16 protein-coding genes are annotated in these 18657 nt (G+C 37.2%); 8 read left to right on the forward strand and 8 right to left on the reverse strand.

From position 1 onward, the window contains the following. Position 1: 1 nt before the first annotated feature. Genes BN986_RS25620 through BN986_RS01720 form a run of 3 tightly spaced genes read left to right on the forward strand, consistent with a single transcriptional unit; the run spans position 2 to position 2963 of the window. On the forward strand, positions 2-1357 hold the full coding sequence (locus BN986_RS25620) for a M17 family metallopeptidase (protein ID WP_052400575.1): 1356 nt from the start codon (positions 2-4) through the stop codon (positions 1355-1357). After that, positions 1350-2036: a copper homeostasis protein CutC gene (locus BN986_RS01715; protein ID WP_040977916.1), complete on the forward strand. Its 687-nt coding sequence runs from the start codon at positions 1350-1352 to the stop codon at positions 2034-2036. Before BN986_RS25620 ends, BN986_RS01715 begins: the two co-directional genes overlap by 8 nt. Positions 2037-2066: 30 nt before the next feature. Next, positions 2067-2963: an ROK family protein gene (locus BN986_RS01720; RefSeq protein WP_040977917.1), complete on the forward strand. Its 897-nt coding sequence runs from the start codon at positions 2067-2069 to the stop codon at positions 2961-2963. 195 nt (positions 2964-3158) lie between these two features. Here BN986_RS01720 and BN986_RS01725 read toward each other — a convergent pair whose 3' ends face one another. The 6 genes from BN986_RS01725 to BN986_RS01750 form a co-directional block, all read right to left on the reverse strand. After that, entirely contained in the window at positions 3159-4436 is a 1278-nt protein-coding gene (locus tag BN986_RS01725; RefSeq protein ID WP_040977918.1) for a TRAP transporter large permease, read from the reverse strand. A 15-nt stretch (positions 4437-4451) separates the two neighbouring features. Beyond that, complete coding sequence (locus BN986_RS01730) at positions 4452-4943, reverse strand: TRAP transporter small permease (RefSeq protein ID WP_040977919.1); 492 nt, start codon at positions 4941-4943, stop codon at positions 4452-4454. A 17-nt stretch (positions 4944-4960) separates the two neighbouring features. Next, complete coding sequence (locus BN986_RS01735; protein WP_040977920.1) at positions 4961-5971, reverse strand: TRAP transporter substrate-binding protein; 1011 nt, start codon at positions 5969-5971, stop codon at positions 4961-4963. Between the two features lie 59 nt (positions 5972-6030). Beyond that, positions 6031-6789 (reverse strand): glucose 1-dehydrogenase, encoded by a 759-nt coding sequence (locus BN986_RS01740; protein ID WP_040977921.1) that lies wholly within the window; start codon positions 6787-6789, stop codon positions 6031-6033. A gap of 133 nt (positions 6790-6922) precedes the next feature. Beyond that, positions 6923-8176: an enolase C-terminal domain-like protein gene (locus tag BN986_RS01745; protein ID WP_040977922.1), complete on the reverse strand. Its 1254-nt coding sequence runs from the start codon at positions 8174-8176 to the stop codon at positions 6923-6925. 85 nt (positions 8177-8261) lie between these two features. Further along, positions 8262-8966, reverse strand: coding sequence for a FadR/GntR family transcriptional regulator (locus BN986_RS01750; protein ID WP_040977923.1), 705 nt, complete (start codon positions 8964-8966; stop codon positions 8262-8264). 551 nt (positions 8967-9517) lie between these two features. On the opposite strand from BN986_RS01750, the gene BN986_RS01755 reads away from it, so the two are divergent. Both BN986_RS01755 and aroD read left to right on the forward strand, forming a co-directional pair. Beyond that, complete coding sequence (locus BN986_RS01755; RefSeq protein ID WP_040977924.1) at positions 9518-10357, forward strand: sugar phosphate isomerase/epimerase family protein; 840 nt, start codon at positions 9518-9520, stop codon at positions 10355-10357. 47 nt (positions 10358-10404) lie between these two features. Then, a complete protein-coding gene (gene aroD / locus BN986_RS01760; RefSeq protein ID WP_040977925.1) occupies positions 10405-11163 on the forward strand; it encodes a type I 3-dehydroquinate dehydratase in 759 nt (252 codons plus the stop codon). Between the two features lie 119 nt (positions 11164-11282). Here aroD and BN986_RS01765 read toward each other — a convergent pair whose 3' ends face one another. Both BN986_RS01765 and BN986_RS01770 read right to left on the reverse strand, forming a co-directional pair. Beyond that, positions 11283-12296 (reverse strand): LacI family DNA-binding transcriptional regulator, encoded by a 1014-nt coding sequence (locus tag BN986_RS01765; protein ID WP_040977926.1) that lies wholly within the window; start codon positions 12294-12296, stop codon positions 11283-11285. 125 nt (positions 12297-12421) lie between these two features. After that, positions 12422-13783, reverse strand: a complete 1362-nt coding sequence (locus BN986_RS01770; protein ID WP_040977927.1) for a hypothetical protein — start codon at positions 13781-13783, stop codon at positions 12422-12424. A 249-nt stretch (positions 13784-14032) separates the two neighbouring features. Here BN986_RS01770 and BN986_RS01775 point away from each other — a divergent pair, with 249 nt between their 5' ends. From BN986_RS01775 to BN986_RS01785, 3 genes are all read left to right on the forward strand, one after another. Next, positions 14033-15454, forward strand: a complete 1422-nt coding sequence (locus BN986_RS01775; RefSeq protein WP_244444960.1) for an aldehyde dehydrogenase family protein — start codon at positions 14033-14035, stop codon at positions 15452-15454. Between the two features lie 171 nt (positions 15455-15625). Continuing rightward, complete coding sequence (locus BN986_RS01780; protein ID WP_040977929.1) at positions 15626-16618, forward strand: zinc-dependent alcohol dehydrogenase; 993 nt, start codon at positions 15626-15628, stop codon at positions 16616-16618. Positions 16619-16760: 142 nt separating this feature from the next. Beyond that, entirely contained in the window at positions 16761-18509 is a 1749-nt protein-coding gene (locus tag BN986_RS01785; RefSeq protein ID WP_040977930.1) for a thiamine pyrophosphate-binding protein, read from the forward strand. The last annotated feature ends 148 nt before the right edge of the window (positions 18510-18657 follow it).

An 18657-nucleotide genomic window follows, 5' to 3' on the forward strand; every position in this document is an offset into this window, starting at 1 on the left:
CATGAAAGCAAAATTAATATTCTATAAACATCAAAAAGAACTACCAATTCAACTGCAGAATCGAAGCATATGTAAGTTTGGCGAGATATTTCAAGATTATGCTGAACATATTGATTCCATTTATGTTTGTTACGCACAACCAGATGAATTGCAGGATGAACGGGAATGGGAAAAGCTTGGAAGCATGTGCTATACGTTCGTTGAGAAGAATCATATAGCTCATGTAGAAATCGACGGGAATAACTGTGAAAAAATAAATATGCCGGCTTTTTTGGAAGGTTTTTATAAAGCAGGTTACCATTTTGACCGTTATCTTTCTAGTAAGGATAGAAAAGAAGTGTCTTTAAAGCTGCCAAAACCATTTGAAAATATTTCGATAAATGCACAGAAAGCCGCAGCAGCTGTGCATGTTGCACGTGATATATGTAATGAACCGGCTAATAAGTTATATCCAACACGTTTTGCTGATTATTTAACGCAATTATTTGATCCAACCGATGTCGAAGTGGAAATTATTCAAAGCAAAGATTTAAAAGAAAAAGAATTTTATGCTATTGAAACAGTAGGAAAAGGGAGCGAATACGCCCCATGTGTAGCTATATTAACCCTAAAGAATTCTGGTGAGGATCCTGTTGCCTTAATTGGTAAAGGAATTACCTTCGATTCAGGAGGGGTAAATGTAAAGACGGGGAGCGTGATCGCAGAAATGAAAATGGATCTTGGCGGCGCTGCAGCGGTCATTGGAGCGATGAAGCTATTGGCAGATAGGAATACCGCATGTCATGTTAAAGCAATTTTACCGATGGCAGTCAATGTTAGTGGAGCCAACGCTTACTTGCCTTCTGATGTGATTCAATATAGAGATGGCACGACGGTAGAAGTAGGAAATACAGATGCGGAAGGCAGGCTGGTAATCGCTGATGCGATTTTGTATGCCCAGCAACTTGGAATAGATCGAATGATAGATATTGCGACGTTAACAGGTAATGTGGGACAAGCCTTAGGGCTGAAGACTGCAGCTATATATAGTAATGATATCAAGCTATCTACAAAATTATATAAGTATGGACAAAAAAGTGGAGATAGTGTTTGGCCAATGCCGCTGGAAAAAGATTATAAGCGTTATTTAAATAGTGAGGTTGCTGATATCTCGAATATGAGTAATCATCCATTTGCAGGTTCCATTACGGCAGCATTATTTATTGAGCATTTTGTAAAAGAAGGCACAAAATGGATTCATATTGATATGGCCAATACGTCAAAAATTTTCCCATCTACGAAGCTGGAGGCTTCTGGATTTGGGACGAAATTGCTTTATGAATTAATTGTTCAACGAGAGGAGCTTTGGGATGATTGAATGTATTGTTCAAAATGCAGGAGATGCAAAGGATGCTGAAAAACATGGGGTGACACGATTAGAATTGGTTTCAGCCATTCAATTAGGCGGTCTGACCCCTACGTATGGAACGGTTAAAACGGTGATCGACAGTGTTCAAATCCCTGTACAAGTAATGATTAGACCGCATAGTTATGGATTTGTTTATCGTTCAGAAGATAAAGAGGTAATGAAGAAGGATATTTCTTTATTAAATGAAATGGGACATCATCGAATTGTGATCGGAGCATTGAAGGAAAATAAAACAATCGATACGGATTTTCTGGATGAGTTATTTGAAGAATTTCCTTCATTAGATATTACTTTTCATCGCGCGTTTGATGAGGTGAGAGATCAAACAGAGGCCTATGAGGCTTTAACAGCTTATTCAAAGAATATAAAAAGAATCTTAACTTCAGGCGGTGCCAATACTTGTCTGGAAGGAAAGGAGTCTCTCGATAGACTCGTCCAGTTGCAGCATAAATTGCAAGGTCCTCGTATTTTACCTGGAAGCGGGTTAAAACCGGATAATATACAAACTTTACATGCAGCAGTTCAAGCAGGTGAATATCATTTTGGCAGTGGAGTTAGAAAGAACGAATCTTTTGAGGAAAGAATTGAAAAAAACAAAGTGGATGATATAAGAAATATCTTAATATAAAGGTGAATCAGGAGAAGAGAGGTAAGTAAAGTGGCGGTATTGGGTGTTGATCTGGGAGGAACAAGTATAAAGATCGGTGTATTTGAGCAAGCCGGAATAATCAAAGAGAAATTTGTCTTCCCAACAAAAGAGCCTGTTTATGAAAGCTTAGAAGCTGCAATTGAAACGGTAATGAGCAAGCATTCAGGGGTGAAAGCAATTGGGATAGGCACTCCAGGATTTGTGGACAGAGAAAAGGGAAGAATCATATTCGCTAGTGAAAATCTTCCTGGATGGAGCGGTACCGAGGTGAAAAAGCAATTAGAAAGTAAATTTCATTTATCCGTTATTGTTGAAAATGATGCAAACGTTGCTACCTTGGCAGAAGTTAATCATGGATCTGCAAAAAATTACAAGAGTGCGCTCATGCTGACGCTTGGAACTGGTGTAGGCGGCGGAGTTGTGATAGATAATAAAATTTTGTATGGCCCTCATGGTGCGGTTGGTGAATTTGGACATATGATTTTATATCCGGAAGGGCATGAATGTAATTGCGGCAGAAGAGGCTGTCAGGAGCAATATGTATCTGGTCATTCTATTGAAAGAAGAATACGGGAAGCTGGTTTAAGTGTTACTCCACTGGAACTGATGCAAATGAAAGAACAGAGTATGGCGGCACAAGAAATTATTAATGATTTTACATATGATTTAGCATTAAGCATCAGTTCTTTGCAAGCTGCTTTTGATATGGAAGTGCTTATACTAGGTGGCGGAGTTTCTCATTCTGCAGGATATTGGATGGATGACCTTAACAAGCATTTAAAAGATTTGTTGTTTCATCCTTTAGAAGTCGCCATTGCCGAATTGAAAAATGATGCAGGGATTGTGGGAGCGGCAGCTTTGGTTTTTATAGATGAGAGAAAAGAAACCGTCACCTTTAATAGATGAAGGAAAAAGCGCACCTGTGCAGGCTGCGCTTTTTTACATTCCCAATATTAAGCTGCTTAGCATATCAATGAAACATCATTTTTATTCGATAATTATTTCCATATAAATAGTAATGATATTTATGCTAATAAAAATAAGCTTAAGTAAGAATAACTATTAATAGTATTTTAAATGTATTCTTTTTCTAATACAATATTATTTAATTAAAAAGGTGCTTAAGAATGGGAAAAAAATGATTAAGGCGAAAATAATAAGATATGCAATGAAAAAAGGCAGCTGACCTTTAATAATTGATCCCATCTTTAATTTAGTTAAACTTGATGCTGAGAAAATATTAATTGCAACAGGTGGAGTCATTGTACCTAAAACAATGGAAATAGAAACGACAATTCCAAAATGAATAACGTCTACTCCTAGACTTTGAGCCATTGGCCATAATAAAGGTAATAGTAAAACGGCGACTCCAATGCCTTCGATAAACATACCAAAAAGTAGGAATATGATAGCTGTGAGTAAAATAAACATCGTAGCACTTAAATCCATACCTGAAATAAAATTGACGAGCTGTTGTGATACACCTGTATAAGAGATAATCCAAGAAAATAGGGTGGAAGCTGCTACAATAAAGAGAATCATAGCTGTACTTTTTCCAGATTCGATAATAATAGGAACTAAATCACGTAATTTTATTTTTTTATAAATAAATACACTTGCAATTACTCCCCAAACTACGGCCATTGCTGAAGATTCGGTAGGCGTCATGATTCCGAGATAAATTCCTCCTAAAATAATAATAGGAAGCATTAATGCTGGTATTGCTTTGATAAATACTTTGGGAAAGTTTTTAATGGGGACAGTAACTTTCGCTTTTGGCCAATTTTCTTTTTTCGCATATATAAATACGGTCACCATTAAAATTAAAACCATTAAGATACCTATGGCTATACCGGAAATAAATAAATCCCCAATAGATGCTCCTGTTAACGTCCCAATTACAACCATAATAATACTTGGTGGTATAATTGGTCCTAAACCTCCTGCTACGGACAGAAGCCCGGCTACTCTTTTAGGGGGATAACCATCTGCAACCATATCTTTATATAAGGTTGATCCGATAGCTAGTACGGTAGCAGGACCTGATCCTGAGAGAGACGCGAATAAAGCCGATGAAATAACAAGTGTTTGCGCTATACCACCACGAATTTTACCTACTACGGCATTAGCAAGTTCAACCAGGGACTTTGAAATTCCTCCCTGCGTCATAATATTTCCTGCTAAGACAAAGAAGGGAATTGCCATGATAGATGTTTGAGATAGACCACTAAAAAGTCTTTGTATAACAATGGAAAAAGAAACGGTAACTTCCGGACTTAAAATGATGGCTAAGACGGATGCCAAAGCTAAAGAAAATCCAATCGGAACACTAAGAATCAAAAGTATGATAAAACTACTTATGAGAATCAGAAGTGTCATATTCACTCACTCCTTTCAGCTGTAATTGTGGTTATTAAAGTTTATAATCATTTTAAATAGACTTGTTGTTTGAACAATGATAATAATCGCAAAACTAATGGCAAAAGCCGAGTAAGGAATTAACATCGGAAGATTCAATGCAGCAGATGTTTGCAACGTTTGAATTTGCATTCCTAATATATTGATAGAAGCGAAAAAAGTTAAGATTGCAAAGAAAACAACAAATAACTTTACAATAATATTAATTACGCTTTTTGCTTTATCTGAAAGCTTGTCTAAGATTAAGGTCATTCTAACTTGGGTGTCATCTCTTAAACCTAGTTCTGTTCCTAATAGAACCATGTAAACCATACAGTAGACAGCTAATTCTTCTAGCCATGAGAGTGGTAGGTACAGCCAGTTACGGTTAATGACCTGAATGAATATGGCGATAACCATTGTGATGAAAACAATAACTAATGTCCCTTTTTCTACTTTATCTAAAGTAGAAATAATCTTATTTTTCATAGCTTTTCCTCCTTACTCTATTCTGTTGAGTTTGTACTTCCAATGACTTCATCAACTGCTTCTTGCCATTTTGGATCAAATTCGAATCCTTTTTCAGCTTCTATACTTTGATATCTATCACGTAGTTCACTTTGATCTATTTCGTGAAAGGTTACACCTAAGTTTTCTAATTCTTCAACAGCTTCCTGATTCGCTTCAAGTAAATATTGCCTTTGTGCTTCATACCCTTTTTTCACACCTTCCAAAAAGGGTTCTTGAAGATGTTCTGGAATTTGTTCCCAAGATTCTTCGGACATGGTAACTAATATAAAAACGTAAGCATAATCAATAGTAGTGATGTCTTTAGCAATTTCGTAATAACCGCCAGCCAGTGCATTGGAAACAGCGTTTTCTAATGCATCTACAGTCCCTTGTTGGAGTGCTGTAAATTGTTCACTCGCTGCCAGTGATAAAGGAATTGCACCGAACGATTCAAAAGCAGCCATATGATATTGATTTTGCATTGTTCTAATTTTTAACCCTTGAAAATCTTCTACAGAGGTGATGGGTCGGTTAGCGAATATATTACGATATCCAGACTCCATATATCCTACGACTTTGAGGCCAATATTTTCCGCTTCCTCTTCAATCAAATCACCAACAGGCCCATCAACTGCTGTATGAGCTTGTTCCGCATTATCAAAAAGAAAAGCTCTGTCCAGGATGTTCATTTCTGGAATGAAATTGGAGAGAACGGAGTTGCTGACCATAGCCATATCTAAATCCCCCATTAGGGTTTGTTCCACGGTGTCTCTTTCTCCTCCTAAAGTACCTCCTGCATGGATATTGATCTGAATTTGATTATCTGTTGCCAGAGCTACCTCTTCCGCCATTTTTTTAGCTCCTTGATAATAGTTCGTGTTTTCCGCGTTTTCTAATGCAAGATTAAATTCAATGACGTCACTTTCGCTAGAATTATTATCTGAAATGGATGAGCAACCAGTTAAAATAATTAAAACCATGATGATGAGGGTAAATAACTTTCTCATTTTTAATCCTCCGTTCACGTGTAAAGGAATCGTTTTAATAGTATTTTCTTGAACATTTTCTATCTTCCTAACCAGCCTCCATCAACTGCAAGTAAATGACCATGAACATAATTTGCTGCATCAGAGGCGAGAAATACAGCTGCTCCTTTAAAATCCTCAGGTGTTCCCCAATATCCTGCGGGTATCCTTTCAAGAATTTGTCTGCTTCTTTCAGGGTCATCTATAATGGCTTCGTTCATATCAGTACTAATATATCCTGGTACGATAGCGTTTACATTTATGTGGTGTTGGGACCATTCATTGGCTAGCGACTTTGTTAACTGTCCGATTGCACCTTTGGAAGCTGCGTAAGCCGGTACATATAATCCTCCTTGATAAGTAGCTACGGAAGCAATATTAATAATCTTTCCACTTTTCTTAGGAATCATATGTTTCCCTGCTTGCTGACAAAGCAACCATACGGACTTTAAATTTACTTGAATGACATCATCCCAATCTTCTTCTAGGAAATCTACGGCTGGTGATCGACGTTGAATACCTCCACTGTTAACTAGAATATCGAGGGAACCCATCCGCTCAATTGTTAAAGGAATGGCTTCTTTCACTTGCTCTAACTGCATTAAGTCACAAGGAATGATTTCGCATGTAACACCAAGGCTCTCTATGATTTCTTTTGTTTCTGTATTTTTTGTGGAACGTTGAAGTAACGCAATATTTGCACCCTGCTCTGCTAAACCGATAGCTATTGATTGACCAATTCCTCTGGTTCCGCCTGTTACAGCAGCAACCTTATCTTGTAGGTTAAATAATTGACTCATAGAATAATAATCTCCTTTTTATTGTTTTAAATGTCAGCAATAGTTGATTCTCTTTTTTTGAAAAGAAATTCAATTTCACCCCCTAAAACCCCTATATTCCACCACGGGAACTTAAGAATTATCATTGTAGTATTTAAGGTTTGACCGCTGTCCCATCTGGAGTTCTAGCTAATGTCCAAGAAGGAATCCCTCCTCTTACTGGATATTTTTTAGCTTCTTCTTCATTAATGGTTATGCCTAACCCAGGTTTATCATTGAGATATGCAAATCCTTCTTCCACTGTTGGGGCACCAGGAAATACTTCTTTTAATGCATCATTCATTAAAGTCCATTCTTGAATTCCAAAATTAGGTGAACTTGTATCTAAATGAAGATTAGCAGCAACGCCTACAGGAGAAATATCACCAGGACCATGCCAAGCAGTTCTCACTCCGTAAAGTTCGCTGAAAACAGCTATTTTTTTTGCTGGTGTAATGCCACCAACGGTACTAACATGGCACCGAATGAAGTCAATTTGTTGGTTTGCAATGATGGGCTTCCACTCATTAATATTTGTAAATAATTCACCAACAGCAATGGGAGTCGTGACTTGTTCTCTGAACATTTTTAACCATTCAAGGTTTTCAGGAGCTACTGGGTCTTCCAGATAAAACAAGTGATACGGCTCAAGCTTCTTAGCCAGTCTCACAGCTTCAATGGGTGAAATACGCTCATGGACATCATGGATTAACTCAATATTTGGACCGAGCTTGTTACGTAAATGATCAAATAATCCTTCAATACTTTTGGCGTAAGCTTCCGGATCGAAGTATTGCCCCGGTTGCGTATTTTTTGGTGAACGTTTTGATGTTATTCGTTTTGATTTTTCATAGACCGTATTAATTAATCTAGTGTCTGTCGTTCCGCTGCCTCCATACATACCCATTTGGCAGCGCGCATATTGGTATCCTTCTTCCATTAATGCTAGTACACTTTCTTCAACAGCCAGTTCATCGGGACCATCAGCATGTCGATAAAGTGGGATGCCGTCTCTGCACTTCCCGCCTAATAGTTCATAGACTGGTAGATTGGCTAATTTTCCTTTGATATCCCAAAGTGCCATATCTATACCTGATAAGGCATTATTCATAATTGGACCATTTCTCCAATATCCACTAACGTTAGCGGATTGCCAAATGTCTTCAATCCGGCGGGGATCTTTTCCAATTAGAAACGGTTTCAAATAATCATCAATGGCACTTTTTACGGCATGTATTCTTTGGGTAAAGGTAGCACAGCCTAATCCATAGAGGTCAGGTTCGCTTGTTTCCACTTTTACGACTACTAAATCGATTCCAGATGGAGCTGTTAAGATAACTTTAATATCACGGATTATAAGTTCATTCATAAATAAGATCTCCTTAAAATGTATTCAACTTGTCAGTTGTCAAACAAGTTAGTGTAATAAATTAAGTCCTAATCTAAATAAGGACTTAATTTTCCCATGTACCTTCGTTGTTCAAAATATTAATATTGGTTTGCATTGCTTTAGATAATATTTGTTTTGCTGCATTTGCATCTTTATTTTCTAATGCTTGAAACAATTCAATATGTGCATCTACACTTTTAGGTGTGATCCCAATTACCCTGTTTAATTCTTCTAGATAGTAATAATAAAAATCCTTAATGGATTGGAAAACATCATAAAAAACTTTATTTTTTGAGGCTTTTGCAATAGCAAGATGAAATTGAAAATCTGCTGTTGTATATTCTTTATAATTATCTTTGTGCCTTATCATTTCATCTAACGCTTGTTTAATCTCTTGAATATCTTGTTCATTTGCATTTTCAGCAGCTAGTTCTATACATTTAAATTCAATTGTTTCACGAAAAACTAACATATCGAGAAATTCTTGTTTACTTAAATGCATATTCAAACCGAAATCATTGAGACTAAATTTACCGATATTTTCCGCTACAAATGAACCTTTACCTTGATAAGTTACGATTGCACCAATATCTCTTAATCTTTGGAGTGCACTTCTTATACTTACTCTGCTTACATTAAACATATCTTTGAGTTGAGGTTCGGAAGGGATCTTTGAGCCAGGTTCCCAATTGCCGTTCAATATTTGTTCTTTTAATTGATTGAATACATTGGTAACAATATCTTCTCTGTCAATTGAATTAAAATGCACTTTACTTCCCCTTCCAGTAACATGTCCTACAAGTTATGTTTTATAATAGCAAATAAAAATAATGTTGTAAACGCTTTTTTGAAGATTTAAAGAACATAGTTATCTATCATACTTAGTGTGGATATTGTAAAAATGAATAACATCCCTATGTGGCAGTAGGGGATTAGAAAGTAGTAGAATGGAATGATGTTTATATTGAAATTGGGTTATAAAATAAATATAACTAAATACTTTGAAAACAAAATCCTTTCATCATACATTCTAAAAAATGGATTGAAAATTTAAAATTAATATTGTAATATAAATATAAGCGCTTACATTAGATCGATCTAATTATGATTTTTTATTATAAAAGTCTATTAGAAGAGTAAGTGTTTCGAGCCTAATGGATAGTATATTGTATGGTGTAGCTTTGTTACATTCCAATAAACGTACAAAAATTAAACTATTTTATTAGATCGATCTAATAAAACGATCTTAAGATAAGCATAATAAATTTTTTCTAAAGGCTTTACTTTAATTGATCTATATGATTACAAGGAGGTATAGATGTGGAACAACAATTCTCATTAGCTTATTTATCAGTAATCAATACGCCGCCGCCAGAAATGACTTACATGGCAGCCAGAGCAGGTTATGATTTTGTAAGTCTCCGGCCGATAAATATGGGTTTGCCAAATGAGCCAGATTTTTCATTAGCATCTAATAAAACATTGCTGCGTGATACGAAAAGAGCGTTGCGGGAAACAGGTTTAGAGGTATTGGATATTGAACTTGCCCGGGTTGCTGATGGAATAGATCCAATGACATATGAACCTGAATTTGAAATAGCTGCAGAGCTGGGTGTCCGTCATGTGTTAAGCAGTATATGGTCAGATGACCGTTCTTATTCCATTGAACAGTTTGCAAAGATCTGCGATTTAGCGAAGCAGTATAATTTGACTGTTGAACTAGAGTATGTGCCTATTGCAAGTATATCCAATTTGGCGGATACACTAGATATATTAGACGCTGCACAGAAGGATAATGCTGGTCTAATGATTGATATTCACCACTTTCATCGGGCACAGGATACGATAGCAGATTTAAGCAAGGTTCCGAAAGAACTCTTTCGCTTTGTTCATCTTTGCGATGCGCCCGGGGAGATTCCGACAGATCATGATGAGTTAGTACGGATTATTCGTGAAGGCCGCTCTTATGTAGGGGAGGGCGGAATAGACGTAGCAGGGGTTATTAATAGTATTCCCACAGTTCCATATTCGATTGAGCTGCCAAATAAGGAACAGGCTGATTTATTAGGGTATGAAGAATTTGCCCGCCGTTGTTTAGTGAAAGCGAAGGAGTACTTTAAGAAAAATCCCCGTTCTAATCAGGAAATAAATATGAGATAGATGTGAAAATATCACTTTATAAAAACCAAGAAATGGAGTGAATAAACATGACAATAAAAAGCTTTGAAGGTAAAAAAGCGCCTTATATATGTACACCTTTGACTGGAAAAACAAAAGAGGATGTTCTTAAACAGGTGGAGAATGTTGTCCAGCAATCTCCGGATTTAATTGAATGGCGTGCGGACTTTTTTACGGATCTAGGTAGTACAGATGCTGTTGTAGAACTAATAGAAGAAATAAAACACAAAACAGATATCCCTCTTTTATTCACGATACGTTCTGTCAACGAAGGCGGAGAGGCTATTTCTTTAAATGAAGAAGCAAAAGTACAGCTCATCCAAGAGATTTGTAGAAAAACAACGGTAGAATTGGTTGATTATGAGACAGCGAATGAAGCGGTCTATGTAAAAGAAGTATGCAAGGCTGCTAAAGACAATAAGAAACAGATAATCCTGTCCTACCATAATTTTAGTAGGACCCCAGATAACGCAGAAATAGAAGAACGTGCAAAGAAGGCAGAAGCGTTGGGAGCAGATATTGTAAAGTTTGCTGTGATGCCTGAAGAAAAAGCAGACGTTCTTCGTTTGTTAGAAGTAACTAAAAAAATAGATAATGCTTTACAGGCGCCGGTTGTATCTATGTCCATGGGAGATATAGGCGGGCTAAGCAGAATTATTGGATGGGCGTATGGTTCTATTATTACGTTCGGTGTAGGAGTAGAATCGTCTGCGCCGGGACAGATCCCTGCTGGAAAGCTGCGGCAGGCGATTAAGCAAACACAGGAACTAATTCCAAGCTGGGAATAGAAAGTGATGAACTTTATTTTAGATTTAAAAGTAGTATTAAAGCGAGTACAAAAAACTTTATAACTAAAAAAACCGGGACAATGTATTTATCAAAAACACGTTGTCCCGGTTTGTCATTTTTAAAAAGCATCGCGTTTAATTAATTCTGGTTCTATAATGATGCGCTGCCTTTGTTCTTCTGGATGCTGCATCCGATTATGAAGCAGATTTGCTGCAGCAGTTCCTGTTTTTTGAGCAAAAGAGGACACGGTTGTAAGCGGGGGATAAGAGATTTCAGCTTCAGGAATATTATCAAACCCGACGATATCAATATCCTTTCCTGGTGTAATTCCCATTTTACGCAGACCAATAATGACCCCAAAAGCAATTAAATCACTGAAACAAAAAATAGCTTTAGGTAACCTATCCTGTTGGATCAGTTTTTGAATGGCTTCCATTCCACCTTCTCTAGTAGGGGCACTATCGAGAATTAATGAATAATCAATGGACAAACCTGCATCTTCGTGAGCGGCACGGTATCCTTCCATTCTTTCTGTCCAGGTTGTGGAATCAGAAATTCCTCCGATAAAGGCAATTTGTTGGTGTCCCTTTTGAATGAGATGATTTACAGCTAAATAAGCACCCGCTTGATAATTTAAGCCAACAAAATCACATGTAAGTTCATTTAATTCACGAATACCGACAACAACTGGAATATCAAGTGCTTTTAAGCGATCGACCGTTTCTGTTGAGCTGGTAGAGACAGGGCATAATAAAATCCCGCCGACTCTATTTTCAAGCATGGTGGAAATAAGACGTTCCTGATTTTTTAAAGAATCGAAAGTTGTTCCCAACAAAACGGTATATCCGTATTTTTCCAGTTCGTGATGCACACCAAGTAAAAACTGGGAGAAGAAAGTATTTCCAACATCCGTAATAATCGTTCCAATTGTTGAGGACTTTTGTGAACGTAGGTTAGCTGCCACACGATCATAAACATATCCTAGCTCATCGATACTTTTTAATACTTTTTCTCTCGTTTTCGCAGCAACTTTTGGACTGTTGCGAACGATCAATGATGCCGTAGCTCGAGAAACACCAGCGTGTTTTGCGACATCTTGTAAAGTTACACGCCGTGCCGGTTTCCTTGTCATAAATGTTCCCCCCGATTTTACTTGAAAAGTATGTTATTTATCACTTGTTCTATTCGATATTATTTATTATAAAGTTTTTTGACTAGACAAACAAACGAACTTATCATTTCTCATCTCATGTGAGATTAAGAGAATAAATGGAAAAGAATATGCAATAGATAGCCTGCCAGAATGGAAAGGAATATTAATAATAGAGAAAAAGGAATATTCCACAGGCTGAGTTTATATGAATTTTGTTTCAGCTCATTGGATAACACAGAGACCGATACATTAAAAGGGCTGTACATAATGGTACTTAAACTGGTTGTCACTAATACAAATGCTAAAGGAATTCCTGCGATATTTGGAAGTATTGGCTGTAAGATTTCTCCTAAAAGTGTTATCGATACAAGTGGATGAAAGCCAATAAAAGACGAAACAAAAAAATAGAGTCCAATCAAAATAAATAGAATAAATAATTGCTGAGAAAAGTGCATATACACTCTTTGTAAAATGGCAAGAATGTCCGTTTCTGCAAGCATATTTACGAAAAAACCTGCTGATAAGAACATGCAGAAAAAATTCGCCTGTCCCTTTGTTTTCATTTTCCAATGAGGTATCACATAGTGAAAATAGCGCTTCAGCTTATGTATTTTTCCTGCCCAAAGCAGCGATATAGGAAGAATTAACAGCACTAGGGAGAAAAGATACCCTTTTCCTAATATATAGTTAAGAATGGTTACGGACAGGACAAGCAGTAACAAGAATGTAAATAGTTCTTTAATTTTTTTAAGAACTGGTCTGATCGAAACAGCTTTTCGTGTTTGCTGAACCGCTAGCTCTGCGTATTTGAATTTTCCTAGTAAAGTATCCAAAAAGATCATAGAAATAGAAAATATAATTAAAAATGGAAAGATGAACAGGTAGTTTCCTCCAGTCATTTCCAGCGACTGAATAACCATGATTTCCATAGGGCTCCACATGAGACAGAGTGCATATGCCCGTAGTAAATTCTGCGTGTAAAACGTATCTCTTTTCGCTTTGGAAAAAGTTTTTAATGATTTATGTAGTGAGTTTAAAACGAGCGGTATGGTTGCAATATTAAGAAATAGCCCAAGGATATGTGTAACAAGACTGCTTCTTTTATATAAATCTCCGGCATTTTGAACCTTGTATTGAAGGAGAGAGCTTAAATGCTGATCGTATCTGCCGACAATAATAAGCGAATTAAGAAATGGCAGCATCATAAATAAAGATAGAATACCAAGCATGGATTGGAATTGAAAAAAGAAACTATTCCATGGAAGCCCGTTTGTGATAAAGATACTGCATCCAAGAAGATAAAATAAAATTCCTGAATACAAGTAAAGGCCACGTGCGTAAAAAAAAGAAATAAAGATAGCCAGATTAGCAACTATGCCGGTTACTTGTATTAAAACGGTATTTTCCCATAGCATAGTTATTATATGTAAGATGATTAAAGCAGAATAAATGAGTAAGCGAAACATAGAAATATCCCCCGAACAATCAGTGATTAATAGAAAGCAAAGATAATTGATGTAATATATAGTCGAAACAAAACTTTCAAAAAATTCGTTTGAAATTTTAGTAATCCTGTTGTATGATTGTGATAACGGTTACATTAGATCGATCTAATTTTTGTGTATACACTCATTATATCACTTTAGGTATATAGAAAATCAACAAAAAATTAGATCGATACAATTTAAAACAGAGGTGATGAAACAGTGATTTCAATTGCAAGTTCTTTTATAGAAGAAGCGTGGCTGGAAGCGGATCGAAGTCAGACGGATATTATGAACCCTTATAATGGAGAAAAAATTGGTGTGCAGTATACGGCAACACAGGCAGATGTTGAGCGGGCGCTGGAAGCATCCTATCAAAGTAAAAAAGAGATAAAGAAAATAACTTCCTATGAAAGAGCAAAAATATTAAAAAATGCAGCTGCTATTCTGGAAGAGAGAAAAGAAGCATTTGCCAAACTTATTTCCAGTGAGTTAGGAAAACCTTTGAAAAATACAATGGATGAAGTAGATCGATCTATTGAGACATTAGAACTTTCTGCAGAAGAAGCGAAACGCCTGCATGGTGAAACGATCCCTGGAGATGCATCTTCCCGGGGAATGAATGCGATGGCCTCAACCTATCGTGTACCCATTGGTGTGGTAGCTGCAATTACCCCGTTTAATGCACCGTTGAACTTAGTTTGTCACAAAATAGGACCGGCATTTGCGGGAGGGAATGTAACGATTTTAAAGCCGGCACCGCAGACAACTTTAATTGCAACTGCGTTATTGCAGCTGTTATTTGATGCAGGTATGCCTAAAAATGCAATTAATATGGTATTAGGTGGAGTAGAAGCTGGACAACAAATTGTCAGTGATCACAGAGTGAATGTTATTTCATTTACCGGAGGCATTGTTGCCAGTAAAAATATCGCCAGCCTGGCCGGAATAAAAAAACAATTATACGAACTGGGTGGAAATGCGGCAACGATCGTACATGAAGATGCAGATTTGGTACGTGCAGCAACACAGTGTGCCAAAACAGGCTATAGTAACTCCGGACAAAGCTGTATTTCTGTTCAGCGCATTTATGTACATGAAAAAGTAATTGATGCCTTCACTCATAAATTAGTAGAGGAAGTAGGGAAGCTTCAGGTTGGCAATCCTTTAGATCCCGCAACAGATGTTGGGACATTAGTTGATGAGCAGGCTGCAGATAGAGTGATGCTATGGATTGATGAAGCTGTGAAGCTGGGAGCAGAAGTTTTACACGGAGCAGAAAAAAATGGCGCATCGGTTGTACCGACTGTCCTAAAGAATCCTCCTCAAAAAGCAAAGGTTGTTTGTGAGGAAGTTTTTGGTCCGATTGTCAGCGTTATTCCTTATTCGGAATTAGATGAGGCGATAGAGGCAGCGGATAATTCCGAATTCGGACTGCAGGTTGGAATATTTACGAACCAGATTAATCTGGCTTATCAGCTTGCGCAAGAGATGGAAATTGGAGGCGTAATTATTAATGGAACATCTAATTTCCGTCTTGACCATTGGCCATACGGAGGCGTGAAAAATAGCGGCATTGGGAGAGAGGGTCCTCGTTACGCTGTCGAAGAACTAACTGAATCGAAAATGATTGTTTTACGGATGGATGGGTAATCTCGATTGTTTTTTAATTCAGGAAAAGAGCTAATCGTTGTTTTGAATGGAAGACCGGAGATTTAATTGTTCCACTTTCTTCTTAGTGATTTGAAAGGGAAGTTTAGCGCCCTTCATTTAAAAAGATATGGTGTCTGGTTAATCGATTTTATAAAACAAGGGAGGAAGAGAATGGTCAATGGACTACTTTTAAAAAAACCTGGTGAATTAACGTGGGGTACTGTACCTGCTCCAGAAGGTTTAAAAGAGGATGAAATAAAAATTCGAGTAATCTATGGAGGGATCTGTGGTTCAGATGTTGCTGTATACAAAGGAAAATTAACACACGCACATTATCCTGTTGTGGCCGGACATGAGATATTAGGAGAAGTTATCGAAACCGGTAATCAAGAAGTCATTCAAATTGGGAAGAGAGTAGTTATTCAGCCGAATTCCTATTGTGGAGAATGTGAACAGTGCCTTTCTGGAAAAACAAATATATGTAACGATAAAAAGTCATTAGGGATTAATAATCAGGGAGGCTTTTCGGAAGAATTTATTATCTCTTCTAAATATGTAATAGAAGTTCCAGATGAAGTAACGGACGAACGGGCTGTTTTTATTGAACCATTGGCAGTTATTGTACATGGATTTAAGAAAGTCCCCATAACAAAGAATACAAGGGTAGGAATTGTAGGCTGCGGAACAGAAGGGATGTTAGCAGTTGCAACAGCAAGTTATTATGGAGCAAAAGTGACAGCGATTGATGTTAATTCGGAAAAATTAAGTAAAGCGAAAGAGCATTATTCTGATATTGAAATTTGTCTTCCAGATGAAGTAGAAGAAAATCAATTTGATATTGTTTTTGAAGTGGCGGGGGTGAAATCTGCTTTTGAAAAAAGTATCGATATTGTAAAACCAGGGGGAGCGATCGTTGCCATTGGTCTTGCACCAATGGCAGAAATACCAGTCGTTAAGTTAGTGCGGAAAGAAATTTCTATTTATGGATCGATTATTTATAATGTACCGGATGATTTTCATAAAAGTATAGAGTTTTTATCAGACAAAGCTTTTCAAATTGAACCTATTATTTCAGATATTCTGCCTGTGCAACAGTTTGCGGAAGCATATGAAAAAGCAATTTCCGGGAAATGTCGAAAAATTCTCTTAGATTTCACAAGATGAAAGTGTACTACCAGTAACTTATAAAATTATTTATAAGCATTGGCAGACTTTAGTTAGGAAGTGCTTCTCACTAATCAGAAGCAGTTGAAATAGAAAAGTATTTCAGATTTTTCGAACATGTAAATTACAAGGAGGAAATGAAATGTCTAAAAATTTAGTTTCTAATTTACTGATTGATTATTTAGAAGATCGAGGAGTAGAGCATATCTTTGGACTTTGTGGACATACGAATATTGCTTTTCTTTCCCAAGTGGAGGAGAGCTCTATTAACTTTGTAAATGTAAGGCATGAACAAATTTCTGCACATATGGCGGATGGGTATGCCCGTGTGACGAAAAAGGCGTCCGTGCTTTTAAGCCATTTGGGTCCTGGTCTGACGAATGCTGCAACAGGAGTAGCCAACGCAGCACTCGATTCGATTCCAATGGTAGTTATTGCTGGGGATATTCCAAGCCATTATTACGGGAAGCATCCACATCAGGAAGTGAATTTGCATAGTGATGCAGCACAGTTTGAAATCTATCGTCCTTTTGTAAAGCGAGCATGGCGTGTAGACCGTCCGGATTTAATGCCGGAGATTATTGAAAAAGCCTTCCAGCTTGCAGAAACAGGAAGACCAGGCCCTGTTTTAATTTCTGTACCGATGGACATTTTTTCAAAAGAAATTGATCCGGCATTATTTAATCGTGTAAAACAGCATACACGCTCCATTACGAAGCCTTCTATGAGCGAAGAAAAGGCTAAAGAAATTATTGAAAAGCTAGTTAACTCCAATAATCCTGTTATCTATGCAGGCGGAGGTGTTATGCTGGCTGATGCGGCAGAGGAATTACGGGAATTTAATGAGCATTTTGATATTCCTGTGGCACACTCTCTTATGGGCAAAGGTGTTGTCTCAGATGATAGTGATTTGACACTTGGTATGACCGGATTTTGGGGGACAAAATTTATTAATGAAAAAACCCGTACAGCGGATACAATTTTTGCTTTGGGAACACAGTTTGCAGAAGCAGATAGCAGCTCGTGGGAATCAGAATACACCTTTGATATTCCGAATACAAAGCTTATTCATATTGATATTAATGCAGAGGAGATCGGACGAAATTATCCGGCAGAAATTGGAGTGATAGCCGATTTAAAAGAAGCCCTGACAGTATTGAACCGGGTAGCTAAAGAATTGTATCCAATGGGAATTTCAAATGAGCGTATTAAGAAAGAAATTGCGGAAAATCGGAAAGCTTTTCGATCAAGCAATGAAGAATTACGAAAAGATAATAGCTTTCCATTAATGCCACAACGGATTTTAGCTGATGTAGAAGTTGTTATTCCAAAAGATGCTTATATTACAACGGATGTAGGATGGAATAAAAATGGTGTTGGACAGCAGTTTCCAGTGTATCAGGCTGGCAGAATCCTGACACCTGGAGGGTTTGCAACGATGGGATTTGGCGCTCCTGCGGCAATGGGAGCAAAGATTGCTAGTCCGGACAGTGTTGTTGTTTCATTAGTAGGAGATGGTGGTTTTGGGCAAAACCCTGCGTTATTGGCAACAGCAGCAGAGGAAAATATTCCAGTCATTTGGATTATCATGAATAATTCAGCCTTTGGAACGATTTCCGGTTTACAAAAAGCGCATTTTGATACGACATATGGAACCGTATTTGAAAAATCTGCGGACTTCGCAGCAATTGCTCAAGCTTATGGGGTTGAAGGAATTAAAGTAAATGCTGCAGATGAATTTAAACCAGCTTTGGAAAAAGCAATCCGTCTAAATAAGCCGGTTGTGATTGATGTACCAATGATTAATAATCCTGTCCCTACAGACGGGCACTGGAACATTATGGATATATATTCACCAGGAAAAGAAGTTCATCATGTCAGTGTGAATTAGTATGATAAAGGAATGAGAGGAGGAAGATTTCATACGAATAAAAAGTAACGTATTTTTTTCTTCTCTAATCTTTTCAGCATAAGTAGATGATTCTAACAAAAGATATTCAAATCGAAAGCAGATTTGAATATCTTTTGTTTATTTCATT

The organism is Oceanobacillus jeddahensis, assembly GCF_000750635.1.
GTDB classification, from domain to species: domain Bacteria; phylum Bacillota; class Bacilli; order Bacillales; family Amphibacillaceae; genus Oceanobacillus; species Oceanobacillus jeddahense.

Coding starts and splice junctions, on each gene's coding strand:
- BN986_RS25620 (WP_052400575.1), top strand. CDS start 2: ATGAAAGCAAAATTAATATTCTATAAACATCAAAAAGAACTACCAATT.
- BN986_RS01715 (WP_040977916.1), top strand. CDS start 1,350: ATGATTGAATGTATTGTTCAAAATGCAGGAGATGCAAAGGATGCTGAA.
- BN986_RS01725 (WP_040977918.1), bottom strand. CDS start 4,436: ATGACACTTCTGATTCTCATAAGTAGTTTTATCATACTTTTGATTCTT.
- BN986_RS01730 (WP_040977919.1), bottom strand. CDS start 4,943: ATGAAAAATAAGATTATTTCTACTTTAGATAAAGTAGAAAAAGGGACA.
- BN986_RS01735 (WP_040977920.1), bottom strand. CDS start 5,971: ATGAGAAAGTTATTTACCCTCATCATCATGGTTTTAATTATTTTAACT.
- BN986_RS01740 (WP_040977921.1), bottom strand. CDS start 6,789: ATGAGTCAATTATTTAACCTACAAGATAAGGTTGCTGCTGTAACAGGC.
- BN986_RS01745 (WP_040977922.1), bottom strand. CDS start 8,176: ATGAATGAACTTATAATCCGTGATATTAAAGTTATCTTAACAGCTCCA.
- aroD (WP_040977925.1), top strand. CDS start 10,405: ATGACAATAAAAAGCTTTGAAGGTAAAAAAGCGCCTTATATATGTACA.
- BN986_RS01765 (WP_040977926.1), bottom strand. CDS start 12,296: ATGACAAGGAAACCGGCACGGCGTGTAACTTTACAAGATGTCGCAAAA.
- BN986_RS01770 (WP_040977927.1), bottom strand. CDS start 13,783: ATGTTTCGCTTACTCATTTATTCTGCTTTAATCATCTTACATATAATA.
- BN986_RS01780 (WP_040977929.1), top strand. CDS start 15,626: ATGGTCAATGGACTACTTTTAAAAAAACCTGGTGAATTAACGTGGGGT.
- BN986_RS01785 (WP_040977930.1), top strand. CDS start 16,761: ATGTCTAAAAATTTAGTTTCTAATTTACTGATTGATTATTTAGAAGAT.